Source organism: Streptococcus sp. CSL10205-OR2, from assembly GCF_025660655.1.
GTDB lineage: Bacteria > Bacillota > Bacilli > Lactobacillales > Streptococcaceae > Streptococcus.
On the sequence record NZ_JAOTIN010000003.1, the window covers coordinates 22,461 to 35,207 of the forward strand.

Here is a 12,747-nt window from a genome sequence, read left to right on the forward strand (position 1 = left end):
GTTGATATGGACGATTGGTTAAACATCAGAGGAAAAACTGTTATTGTGACAGGAGCCTCATCAGGAATAGGTCTAAGTATTGTCACAGAATTATTGTCACTTGGTGTCAATGTTGCTAATTTTGATATCTCTCCTAGTGACATGGAACACGACAATCTCTTTTATCAAAAAGTAGATGTGACATCTAAAGAACAAGTAGAAGGCGCTGTTGAAGCAACGCTTAAACATTTTGGGACAATTGATGGTGTGGTTAATAATGCAGGAATAAATATTCCTAGACTTTTAGTAGACCCTAAAGATCCTTATGGCAAGTACGAACTGGATGAACAAACGTTTGAAAAGATAACAATGATCAATCAAAAAGGATTATATCTTGTTAGTCAGGCAGTAGCTCGTGTGCTTGTAGAAAAAAAACAAGGAGTCATTATTAATATGGCCTCTGAAGCTGGTTTAGAAGGTTCTGAGGGACAAAGTGCTTATGCGGCAACAAAAGCTGCTGTATATAGTTATACTCGTTCTTGGGCAAAAGAACTTGGTAAATATGGTGTTAGAGTGGTAGGTATTGCACCAGGAATTATGGAAAAAACAGCATTGAGAACGCTTGCTTATGAGGAAGCGCTTGGCTATACTAGGGGTAAGACGGTGGAAGAAATTAGATCAGGTTATGCTGCGACCAATGTAACACCTTTAGGTAGAAGTGGTAAATTAAGGGAAGTGGCAGATCTTGTTGCTTATTATCTTTCAGATCGTTCTAGTTACATCACGGGTATTACAACTAATATTGCTGGTGGAAAAACGCGTGGTTAGTACTAACTAACCAAAAAGGGAGTGATAGATGTGGCAACAGTCAAGCGTTGGTATAAGATATTAGATATGCTTGTAGCAAATCCAGGAATGACTTTGGAAGAGTTACAAAAAGATTTAAACATCAGTCTGCAAACTCTTTTAAAAAGTTTAGAGCAATTGAATGATTTATTGGATGAGGATATTCATCTTTATCAAAAAGACAACAAGTTATATTTAGAAGTCTATGACTATGCTCGCTTAGAACAAATTCTAGCAGGTAGTTTGCGTAAAGAAATGGATTTTAACTCATCGAGTAAAAGAATGGCCTATCTCATTAGACGTCTATCAAAGAGTTCAACTCCCTTATTAATTGATGACTTGGCTGATGATATTGGCGTTAGCCGTGGCACTATTAACAAAGATTTAAAAAAAGTTAAGACTCTTTCAAATACCTATCATGTTGATATTATAGGTCGACCAAATAGAGGAATTGAGATAAAAGGTGATGAAGTCAATCTAAGGTTACTGTATATCCATCAAGTTTATGGTTATTTTGAATCAGATCGTTTAACAAATGAGACTAAACTATTTTTAAAAGATTTATTTACTAGCTACCGTATTCCTCTTAAAATTCAAGAATTAATGGTCAATATCATTGCCATTATAGTGGCGCGCGTGTCAAAAGGTAAGGTATTAAAAAATCCAATTACCTATTATCAAAACGCCTTAGCTAAAGATGAGATGATTCAAGAATTAGTGGAACACATAGAAAAACATTACGACATAACACTCAATCAGTATGAACGTGATTTTCTGAGTTTTCCATTAAATACACAGTATATTGATGGTCTTAATTATAAAACAGAATTTAATAGTGAGTTGTGTCTTCTTTATGACAACATGATACAAAATATCAGAGATAAGATTCTAATTCAATTTGATTCCAATCAATTATTCGAGGAAATAAAAACACACTTGAAATTTCTAATTAATCGTCTCATATTTCATGTTCAAAATAAGGATATTTTTCATGGAGATATTAGAACTAAGTATCCTTTATCATTTGAAATGGCAAGAGTTGCTATGGAAAAATTAGAACAAGATTTTGGCTATACGATTGAGTTGTCTGAAATTAGTTACCTCGCTCTTTATTTTGAAATGATTCTAAGACATTCTGAAGGCTTTATTACCCCACCTCAAAAGAAAGTTGCCATTGTTTGTACAACAGGACGAGGAACGGCAATGATGATTTATCGCCGTCTAGAACAAATACTTGGTAATGGTGTTAAGATTGAACAATTTTCAGAAGAAGAATTTAATCCAGAAGTTCATGATGATTATTTTGCAATTTTTACAACAGTTCCTCTTAAATTTGGGTCTTTAAAATCGCCTGTTATTCAAATCACTAACTTGTTTGACGATAAATGGCTACAAGCTGAATGGCAAAAAGTCACTCACTATCATAAAAGACATCTCAATCAGACAGAACTAGATTTTATGCGCCTTACGAAAAAGGACACGTATGAAGATTATTTGATAGCCATGTCTAATCAGCTAGTGACAAGAAAGTTGGTAGATGAAGGATTTATTAACAGAATTTTAGAGCGTGAAGCAAAGCAATCAACTATTTTTCACAACATGATAGCTTTTCCACACACCATCAATCAACGTGGCACCAAAATTATCTTAATGCTAGGTGTTTTAGATATTCCTTATAAAAATGAGGGAAGACAAACTGATTTAATCTTTTTAGTCGCCATTCCAAAAACTATTGAAAAGGAGATGGAATCAGAATTATTAGAATTATATGACTTGATTTTTAGTGTTGCAAGTGATAACACATTAAAAGAAAAAATAAGACATTTAAAAACAGAGGAGGAATTTTTGGAAACTGTTAGGAATGGAGGTTTGTTTTAATGGATCAAATTTATATCTTAGCGATTATAGTTGTTGCTGCTTATATTCTTCAAATTGTTTTTGGCTTACGACAGATTAAACATTTTAACACCGTATACTCACAGTTGCGACATAAAGGGCGAGTGGCGATAGGCCGAAGATCAGGTAAAATAAAAGTAGGAACCATTGTTATGTTTGCGCTTGATGCTTCAGGAAATGTTTTAGATGCAAGAAAAATGCAAGGCACTACTGTTATGGCAACCTTTAAGCCGATGCTAAATTATATTGGACAAGATATCCACTACCTTGATAAATACAATCCGATAGTGCGAAGTGAAAATAAATTGCTTCAAACAGCTATTGAAGATGCTAGAGAACTTTTTTTAAGAGTAGAAGCTGGCAACTATAAAGATGTTCCAAAAGTTGCTTCACCTTTTAATATGACGGATAACTTAAAAGCATTGGTCACACATTTTAAACTACAAATGAAAAAATAACAAAGAAGTAAATGCTAATTGAAAAGGAGTTTTTTATGGACTATATTACAAAATTTGCAGAAGGCTTTATTCGCCTTTTCCAACTTGGTGGTGAAACATTTATTTCCTGGATGACAGGCATTGTTCCGGTTGTTTTAATGCTTTTAGTAGCAATGAATACATTAATAGCACTTCTTGGAGAAGAACGTGTTAATAGGCTAGCAGAAGTTTCAGCAAAAAATCCTGTGAGCCGTTATATGATTTTACCATTTATTTCTGCCTTTATGCTTGGTAATCCTATGTCTATTAGTATGGGACGATTCATGCCTGAATACTACAAACCAAGCTTTGTTGCTTCACAAATGCAATTTTGTCACACGTCAAATGGTATTTTCCCACATATCAATCCAGGAGAACTATTTGTCTGGTTAGGGATCGCATCAGGTATTGAGACACTTGGTCTAAGCTCAACTGATTTGGCCCTTCGTTACATGTTTGTTGGGATTATCATGAATTTTGTTGGTGGCTGGGTGACTGACTATACTACTGCCTACGTCTCTAAACAACAAGGCGTGACCCTAAGTAAAACAATTGAAGTGAAAGCATAAGATAAAGAAGAAAGTAGGATTATTATGGCTTATAAGAGTATTAAAGTTGTTAAAGGTAACGGTGGTTATGGTGGTCCTTTAGAAATTACACCAACAGAAGAAAAACACAAATTTATCTACATCACAGGCGGTGGTGAAAGACCTGACATTGTTGATAAAATAGAAAATCTAACTGGTATGGAAGCGGTAAATGGCTTTAAAACCTCTATTCCAGATGATGAAATTGCTTTAGCCATTGTTGATTGTGGTGGCACTCTTCGTTGCGGTATTTATCCTAAAAAAGGGATTAAAACCATTAATATTGTTCCAACGGGTAAAAGTGGTCCGTTAGCACAATATATCAATGAAGATATCTATGTTTCAGCAGTTGGTGTCGACCAAATTGTAGCTGTAGACGAATCCACTCAAACAAAAGTTGAAACAGTGACAAACAATAGACAAGAAACATCAGTATCCGTTGAAGAAAAATCTAATGCAAACGTTGGGACTTATGATACCTCAAAGAAAATTACTGAGCAACGTGCAGAGACTAGTTTTGTCGCTCGAATTGGTATGGGAGCTGGTAAAATTGTTGCCACTTTCAATCAGGCAGCGCGTGAAGCTATCCAAACCATGTTAAATACTATTTTACCTTTCATGGCCTTTGTGTCACTTTTGATAGGTATTATTAATGGTTCAGGAATCGGGAATTGGATTGCAACAGTTATGACACCACTAGCAGGCAATGTTTGGGGGCTTGTTCTTATCGGATTTATCTGTTCACTACCATTTCTATCTCCTCTTTTAGGACCGGGAGCAGTTATCTCACAAATTATTGGAACTTTGATAGGTGTTGAAATTGGTAGAGGAAATATTCCACCACAAATGGCACTTCCAGCTCTATTTGCCATCAACACACAAAATGGTTGTGATTTCATCCCAGTAGCTCTTGGGTTAACTGAAGCTGATGTCAAAACTGTTGAAGTTGGTGTTCCATCTGTTTTATATTCACGCTTTTTAAATGGTGTTCCTCGTGTTATTGTTGCTTGGATTGCTAGTGTAGGATTGTATCAATAATGACAAGAAATGACGATAAAAAGTCCTTATAGCGTGACATTTCATCAAAGAATAAACTAAAAAGAAAAGAGAACTATTTATGTTGACTATTTTTGAAGCTAATGTGGTTTCTGTAGGTCCAAGTGCTATGGATATGATTAAAACGACAAATATGCTCATTCTTTTCGGTGAAAATGCGCCAGCAGACTTAGCAGAATTTTGCTATATCATTGATAATAAGCAGTTAAATGGCTCTATCCAATCGGGAGGAAAATTAATTATAGATAATCTGAGTTACACGATTACTGCTGTTGGTAGCGTCGTGGAGCAAAATTTGAAAAATCTAGGACACATTACCATTACTTTTGACGGTGCCACTAGTGCCTCTCTTCCTGGCACATTACATGTCGAAAAAAGAGAAATACCTAATATTTTAGAGGGAAGCACTATTCAGATGATAGACTGATTATCAATCCTATCAATCACTGAAAGATTAGCGCTTACTTCATAAATCAACAGGTTATTAAAAGCTCTCAATAGAGAGCTTTTTTGTTCGATTAGGCTCTGTAAAGGATAAAAGAGAAGCAAGACCGTTTCAAACACTCAAAAATATGATATAATAATGACGATTTAAAACCATATAGGAGAACTATTTTGACTAACAAGATTCGTGTGCGCTATGCACCAAGTCCAACAGGACTATTACATATTGGTAATGCTCGTACGGCATTATTTAACTATTTATACGCTCGCCACCACGGTGGAGATTTTATCATCCGTATTGAAGATACTGACCGTAAACGTCATGTGGAAGATGGTGAACGTTCGCAACTAGACAATTTAAAATGGCTAGGTATTGACTGGGATGAAAGCCCCATTAACCCAAATGATGATTTTGGCCCTTATCGTCAATCAGAACGTCTTGACATTTATCAAAAATACATTGATGAATTGCTAGAAAAAGGCCTTGCCTACAAATCTTATGTCACAGAAGAAGAATTAGCTGCTGAGCGTGAACGCCAAGAAGCAGCTGGTGAAACACCTCGTTACGTCAATGAATTTCTAGGGATGAACGACGAAGAAAAAGAAGCCTATATCGCCGATAGAATCGCTAAAGGGATTGTACCAACGGTTCGTCTAGTGGTTAATGAAGAAGGTATCTATCAATGGCAAGATATGGTTAAAGGTGAGATTAGTTTTGAAGGGGCAAATATCGGTGGGGACTGGGTTATCCAGAAAAAAGATGGCTACCCAACTTATAACTTTGCTGTTGTTATTGATGATCACTTAATGGCGATTAGCCATGTCATTCGTGGTGATGACCATATCGCCAATACTCCAAAACAACTCATGGTATATGAAGCACTTGGCTGGCAGGCGCCAGAATTTGGTCACATGACACTCATCATCAATAGTGAGACAGGCAAAAAACTCTCAAAACGCGACACCAATACCCTACAATTCATTGAAGACTACCGTCAAAAAGGCTATCTTCCAGAAGCTGTCTTTAACTTTATTGCACTTCTTGGTTGGAATCCTGGTGGGGAAGAAGAAATTTTCTCGCGTGATGAATTGATTAAACTGTTTGATGAAAATCGTTTGAGTAAATCTCCAGCAGCCTTTGACCAAAAGAAATTAGACTGGATGAGTAACGATTATATCAAAAATGCGGATGCTGATACCATTTATGAACTGGCGAAACCATTTTTAGAAGCAGCAGGTCGCCTTAACGAGAAATCAAAAGACTTGGTTGCACTTTATCAACCTCAACTGGTTTCGATGGATGGTATAGTCCCTCTAACAGATTTATTCTTTTCTGATTTTCCAGAGTTGGGAGAAGCAGAAAAAGAAGTGTTACAAGGGGACACCGTTCCAACCGTGCTTGAACAGTTTAAAGAAAAGTTAGAAGCTCTGTCAGATGATGACTTTAAGCCAGAAAATATCTTCCCACAAATCAAAGCCGTTCAAAAAGAAACGGGTATTAAAGGCAAAAACCTCTTTATGCCAATCCGTATCGCTGTCTCAGGAGAAATGCATGGTCCTGACTTACCAAATACTATCTACTTGCTTGGTAGAGAACAATCGATTGAACATATTGACAATATTTTAAAAACCTTGTAAGCAAAAAATCTATCAGTTTTCTGATAGATTTTTTAATGTGTTTTTGAGCCATCTTAGTTTTTAAACCTATTATAATTATCTTTAAAGAATCTTGAAATCTCCTTCTTAAAATGGAGAAACATTGTTTTTATAGGGATCTCGTGATATAATATACTTTTGTGAGATTAATAAACAAGACATCTCGTTAGTAGAACAAATGACTAGATGACTAGACTTATTATTTTATGGTATAATGATAGTAATTTAGATATTTGGAGTCGTGTTTTGAAGAAAACCCATCGTGTAAAAAGTGATAAAGATTTTAAGGCTATTTTTGATCATGGTAAGAGCGCAGCTAATCGTCATTTTGTTTTATACTACTTAGATAAAAATCATTCTCATTTTCGAGTGGGACTATCTGTTAGTAAAAAATTAGGAAATGCTGTGATGAGAAATAGTATTAAGCGTAAAATCCGTCATGCTTTTATGGAAATATCACAAGATATTGCTCATAAAGACTATGTGATTATCGCACGTAAAGGTGTAGAACAATTAGACTATCAAGCTATTAAAAAAAATATGATTCATGTGTTTAGCTTAGCTAAATGTTATTCAAAGAAAGGTTGACCATTGAAACAGAAAATTAAATTATCGCTACTAGCCCTCGTCTCTCTTGTTGTTTTGACAGCTTGTGGAACTAGTGAAATAGCTGCCAATTCAGACGGTTTATGGGATAAGTTTGTCTACTTCTTTGCTGAAATGATTCGTGCATTATCATTTAATGACCGTATTGGTATTGGGATTGTGCTCTTTACCTTGGTAATTAGAACGATTCTTTTGCCAGTTTACAACATGCAAATGAAATCTAGTCAAAAGATGCAGGAAATTCAGCCTAAATTAAAGGAATTACAAAAACAATACCCTGGTAAAGACACAGATAGTCGTATGCTTCTTGCAGAAGCCACACAACAACTTTATAAGGAAAATAACGTTAATCCTTATTCTAGTTTGCTACCGCTATTTATTCAAATGCCGGTTCTTTTGGCACTTTATCAGGCCCTATCTCGTGTTGCTTTTTTAAAAACTGGCACTTTTTTATGGCTTGAAATTGCTAATCCTGACCCTTACTTCGTTCTTCCAGTATTAGCCGCTATTTTTACCTTCCTATCAACTTGGTTGAGCAACAAGGGAATTAGAGAAAAGAATGGTGTCTTAACGGCTATGATGTATGTAATGCCAATCATGATTTTAGTGATTGGTATTAATATGGCTAGTGGTGTAGCACTTTATTGGACAATTTCCAATGCTTATCAAGTCTTCCAAACATTAATTTTTAACAATCCTTTCAAGAAAATAGCAGAGTATGAACGGATTGAACGAGAAGAAAAAGAAAAACAAGCTAAAATAAGACGTGCTAAGAAAAAAGCGCAAAGAAAGAAAAAATAAGGAGAATATTATGGTTTTATTCACAGGGAAAACTGTTGAAGAGGCGATTGAAAATGGTCTAAAAGAACTGAATATTTCACGATTAAAAGCCCACATTAAGGTTGTTTCTCGTGAAAAAAAAGGTTTCTTAGGATTTGGTAGAAAGCCTGCACAGGTAGAAATTGAAAGTATCAGTGAAGCCATTATCAATAAAGCTGATAGAAAAGCTGTTAGAGGTGTTCCAGACGAGATTAACAGTCAAAACGCACCTGTTAAATCTAGTTTAGAAGATACTGTGGAACTTGGAAAAGTGACTAGTATTATTAGAGAATTGGAAGAAAAAGGAGAACTGATTGACGATAGTGTTAAGGAACAATTACTAGAAAGTAAGAAATCTCCTCAAACAATTTTACAAGAAACGGGTCATATCAATGTTTTAGAAGTATTGGGTGCTGAAAAGAATCAAGAAAACGCTAAAAAAGAGACAGAGATGGTTTCTATTGAAGAAGCTAGTGAAGATGTCTCAAATTACATTTCTAAAATTATCTATGAAATGGATTTGGAAGCAACTATTGATATTACCCATACTCATCGTCAAATTAATCTTAAAATTGATACTCCAGACCCAGGTCGTGTCATAGGCTACCATGGTAAAGTATTAAAATCGCTACAATTGTTGGCACAAAATTACCTCCATGATCACTATTCAAAAACATTCTCAGTTTCTGTCAATGTTCACGATTATGTCGAACACAGAACCAAAACTTTAATTGATTTTTCTAAGAAGATTGCTAAACGTGTTCTTGAGTCAGGTGAGAAATATGAAATGAACCCGATGAGCAATACAGAAAGAAAGATTATTCATAAAACTATTACAGCAATTGAAGGGGTTGATAGTTTTTCAGAAGGAAATGACCCTAATCGCTATGTTGTGGTAGTTCCAAGTAATGATTAACAATAAAAAGGATGGTTTTACCCATCCTTTTTATTGTTTAAGTGGTCAGTTTTTATTTTTTTAAAATTATTAATATACAAGTCTTGCAAAGTGTATGAGAAAGCTATATAATTTATAAAAAGGAGGATTATCATTATGTTAATCGTAACATTATTGCCATTTATTTTTATTCTGCTATTGATTCTAGCAGTTGTTATCAGTACTCTCTATGTCGTTAGACAACAGACGGTAGTGATTATAGAACGTTTTGGTAAGTATCTGAAAACGTCATCAAGCGGGATTCATCTAAGGATGCCGTTTGGTATTGATCGATTAGCAGCACGCATTCAACTGCGCTTGCTTCAAAGTGATTTAATTGTTGAAACAAAGACACAAGATAATGTATTCGTTACTCTAAATATAGCGACGCAATATCGTGTCAATGAAAATAATGTCATGGATGCTTACTATAAACTCATGCGCCCAGAAGAGCAAATTAAATCTTACATTGAAGACGCCCTTCGTTCCTCTGTTCCGAAATTAACACTAGATGAACTTTTTGAGAAAAAAGATGAAATCGCCCTTGAAGTCCAACATCAAGTGGCAGAAGAAATGTCTAGTTATGGTTATATCATTGTTAAAACATTGATTACTAAAGTAGAACCAGATGCTGAAGTTAAGCAATCAATGAATGAAATTAATGCTGCTCAACGTAAACGTGTGGCTGCTCAAGAACTAGCAAATGCTGACAAGATTAAAATTGTTACTGCAGCAGAAGCTGAGGCAGAAAAAGATCGCTTACATGGTGTTGGTATTGCGCAACAACGTAAAGCGATTGTTGATGGATTAGCAGACTCTATCCAAGAGCTAAAAGACGCTAATATCAGCTTAAATGAAGAACAAATCATGTCTATCTTGCTGACCAACCAATACTTAGATACCTTAAACACCTTTGCATCAAGTGGCAATCAAACGATTTTCTTGCCAAACAATCCAGAAGGTGTTGAAGATATCAGAACACAAGTGTTATCAGCTTTAAAAGTGAAAAACCATAACTAATTTCCCCTTTTCTATAGGGTAAAAAAAGACCACTCAAGTGAGTGGTCTTTTTCGTCGTTTCTATTTCAAAAAGCGTTTTAAAAATTCTTTTGTTCTTTCTTCTTTTGGCGTCTCAAAAATTTGTTTAGGACTACCTTGTTCAGCAATAACACCCTTATCCATAAAGATTACAAGATCAGAAACGTCACGAGCAAAATCCATTTCATGCGTTACAATAATCATCGTTAAGCCTAACTTAGCTAAATCTTGCATGGTTTTTAAAACTTCACCAACCATCTCAGGGTCAAGGGCTGACGTTGGTTCATCAAAGAGAATAGCTTCAGGATCAAGCGCTAGGGCTCTCGCAATAGCAACTCGTTGCTTTTGACCACCAGATAATTGTTTTGGTTTAGCGAGCCAATATTGTTTGGTCATTCCAACTTGGTTGAGATTAGCTTTGGCAATTTGTTCTGCTTCCTTTTTATCTCTTTTTAGAACCGTTGTTTGAGCAACCATGACATTTTCTAAGACGTTAAGATTGTTAAATAAGTTGAAGGATTGAAAAACCATCCCCAACTTTTCACGATAAGTGGTTAAATCAAACCCTTTTTCAAGAACATTTTTTCCGTGATAGAGAATTTCACCCTCAGTAGGACTCTCAAGGAGATTAATCGATCTAAGAAGGGTCGATTTCCCAGATCCTGAACTACCGATAATCGAGATGACTTGTCCCTTTTTAATCGTTAGAGAAATATCTTTTAAAACGTGATGTTGTCCGTAAGATTTTTTAAGATGTTTAATGTTAAGTATAGTATCAGTCATGAGAAATCACCTCCAATTGCATTTGATTAGCGCCCGTTGTGTAGTGATCGGTGTCAAGACGTTTTTCTATATAACGCAGAATCCTTGTCACTGTAAAAGTAAGTACAAAGTAGATAATCGCTATCACTGTAAAGGTTTGGAAGTACTGATAGGTTTGAGTAGCTACAGTATTTCCTGAAAAATAGAGTTCAACCACCGAAATAACATTTAAAACAGAAGTGTCTTTAATATTAATGACAAATTCGTTTCCGGTTGCAGGAAGAATGTTTCGTAAGACTTGTGGGAGGATGATTTTTCTCATGGTTTGACCATGGGTCATACCAAGTGCGGTCGCTGCCTCAAACTGTCCTTTATCAATGGAAAAAATACCACCACGAACAATTTCACTCATATATGCACCAGTATTAATAGAAACAATGAAAATAGCTGCTAGTGTGCGGTCAATCGATAATCCAAAGGCTTGGGCAGTCCCGTAGTAGATAACCATAGATTGAACAATCATCGGTGTCCCACGAAAAACTTCAATATAGATATTAATCAGTACATTAAATGCTTTTTGTAAAACTAAAAGTCCTTTATGGCTTGCTTTTGGAGCCGTTTTATAAACACCAATCAAGAGTCCGATACTTGTTCCTAAAATTGTTCCCAAAATGGAAATAAATAAAGTCACCCCAGTCCCTCTTAGAAGTTGTTTCCAGTTGTTTTGAACAATGGCAAGAACTTGACTAATAAAATGAGGTTTCTCAGTACTTTCTTCTTGGATAGGCTGAAGTGCGATAATCTCATCCATCAAAGCAATTTGTTGTTCTGTTGAGAAATCTTCTAAAACACTATTGACCTGATCCATAATTGGATCATTTTTTCGAAGACCAATCGCTAAGGCGACATCTGACTCACTAACCTTAAATCCATCACTTAGTTCAACCATTTGAAATTCAGAATCAGCCATTTCAGCTGAAATACCGTCAGGACGTTCAGAGACATAAGCATCAATGACACCAGACTTTAGAGCTTGTCTCATTTGTCCGAAATCGGCCATAGCGGTCTGTTTTGAGACATTCGGAATTTGATCAATAAGATCATAGAGATACACCCCTTGTTGTGAGGTTATTTTAGCTTCTGAAAACTCAGATAAAGTGGTGCTATCTGCATAGGGATTATCTTTTTTAACCACTAAAATTGGTTTACTAGTATAGTAGCTATTTGAAAAATCAATTTCTAGTCTTCTTTCCTCGGTAGGACTCATACCAGCGACAATCATATCAATCTTACCAGAGGTTAAGGCAGGAATAAGACCACTCCAGGAGGTTTTGACAACAATTAATTTTTTCCCAAGTTTATCAGCAATTTTTTGAGCAACATGGACATCGTAACCATTAGCGAATTGAGAAGATCCTTCAATAGGCACGGCCCCATTTTTATTGGTTTCTTGTGTCCAGTTAAAAGGAGCATAAGCAGCTTCCATGCCGACACGCAAATAGTCATCTGCTTGGGTACTAGTGACACCAGCAAATAAAAAAGAGACTGTTGCCATAATAGTAAATAATATCTTTTTCATATTAACCTCCTGTAAGTATATTGCCTTCCATTGTATCTTAAATAGAGATGTTTGACAATTGACTTGATT

13 protein-coding genes are annotated in these 12,747 nt (G+C 35.5%); 11 read left to right on the forward strand and 2 right to left on the reverse strand.

Annotation, left to right across the window (positions count from 1 at the left end; all coding sequences use genetic code 11):
• Positions 1-6: 6 nt before the first annotated feature.
• The 11 genes from N7659_RS02435 to N7659_RS02485 all read left to right on the forward strand — a co-directional run bounded on the left by N7659_RS02435 (position 7) and on the right by N7659_RS02485 (position 10,319).
• Positions 7-807: an SDR family oxidoreductase gene (locus N7659_RS02435; protein ID WP_263275648.1), complete on the forward strand. Its 801-nt coding sequence runs from the start codon at positions 7-9 to the stop codon at positions 805-807.
• Between the two features lie 30 nt (positions 808-837).
• A complete protein-coding gene (locus N7659_RS02440) occupies positions 838-2,703 on the forward strand; it encodes a BglG family transcription antiterminator (RefSeq protein ID WP_263275649.1) in 1,866 nt (621 codons plus the stop codon).
• Positions 2,703-3,179: a transcriptional regulator GutM gene (locus N7659_RS02445; RefSeq protein WP_263275650.1), complete on the forward strand. Its 477-nt coding sequence runs from the start codon at positions 2,703-2,705 to the stop codon at positions 3,177-3,179. Before N7659_RS02440 ends, N7659_RS02445 begins: the two co-directional genes overlap by 1 nt.
• A gap of 35 nt (positions 3,180-3,214) precedes the next feature.
• Positions 3,215-3,766, forward strand: a complete 552-nt coding sequence (locus N7659_RS02450) for a PTS glucitol/sorbitol transporter subunit IIC (protein WP_263275651.1) — start codon at positions 3,215-3,217, stop codon at positions 3,764-3,766.
• A gap of 24 nt (positions 3,767-3,790) precedes the next feature.
• Positions 3,791-4,822 (forward strand): PTS glucitol/sorbitol transporter subunit IIB, encoded by a 1,032-nt coding sequence (locus tag N7659_RS02455; RefSeq protein WP_263275652.1) that lies wholly within the window; start codon positions 3,791-3,793, stop codon positions 4,820-4,822.
• A gap of 79 nt (positions 4,823-4,901) precedes the next feature.
• On the forward strand, positions 4,902-5,267 hold the full coding sequence (locus N7659_RS02460; protein WP_263275653.1) for a PTS glucitol/sorbitol transporter subunit IIA: 366 nt from the start codon (positions 4,902-4,904) through the stop codon (positions 5,265-5,267).
• Positions 5,268-5,455: 188 nt separating this feature from the next.
• Entirely contained in the window at positions 5,456-6,922 is a 1,467-nt protein-coding gene (gene gltX, locus N7659_RS02465; protein ID WP_263275654.1) for a glutamate--tRNA ligase, read from the forward strand.
• 264 nt (positions 6,923-7,186) lie between these two features.
• Positions 7,187-7,528: a ribonuclease P protein component gene (gene rnpA / locus N7659_RS02470; protein WP_263275756.1), complete on the forward strand. Its 342-nt coding sequence runs from the start codon at positions 7,187-7,189 to the stop codon at positions 7,526-7,528.
• A gap of 3 nt (positions 7,529-7,531) precedes the next feature.
• Entirely contained in the window at positions 7,532-8,347 is an 816-nt protein-coding gene (locus N7659_RS02475; RefSeq protein WP_263275655.1) for a YidC/Oxa1 family membrane protein insertase, read from the forward strand.
• A 10-nt stretch (positions 8,348-8,357) separates the two neighbouring features.
• Positions 8,358-9,281, forward strand: a complete 924-nt coding sequence (jag, locus tag N7659_RS02480) for an RNA-binding cell elongation regulator Jag/EloR (protein WP_263275656.1) — start codon at positions 8,358-8,360, stop codon at positions 9,279-9,281.
• A 135-nt stretch (positions 9,282-9,416) separates the two neighbouring features.
• Entirely contained in the window at positions 9,417-10,319 is a 903-nt protein-coding gene (locus N7659_RS02485; RefSeq protein ID WP_263275657.1) for an SPFH domain-containing protein, read from the forward strand.
• A 60-nt stretch (positions 10,320-10,379) separates the two neighbouring features.
• On the opposite strand, the gene N7659_RS02490 is transcribed toward N7659_RS02485, so the two are convergent.
• Both N7659_RS02490 and N7659_RS02495 read right to left on the reverse strand, forming a co-directional pair.
• The gene (locus N7659_RS02490; RefSeq protein WP_263275658.1) at positions 10,380-11,120 is read right to left on the reverse strand and encodes an amino acid ABC transporter ATP-binding protein; all 741 of its coding nucleotides are present in this window, start codon (positions 11,118-11,120) and stop codon (positions 10,380-10,382) included.
• On the reverse strand, positions 11,113-12,678 hold the full coding sequence (locus N7659_RS02495) for an ABC transporter substrate-binding protein/permease (RefSeq protein WP_263275659.1): 1,566 nt from the start codon (positions 12,676-12,678) through the stop codon (positions 11,113-11,115). The genes N7659_RS02490 and N7659_RS02495 overlap by 8 nt, the downstream gene beginning before the upstream one ends.
• Between the last annotated feature and the right edge of the window lie 69 nt (positions 12,679-12,747).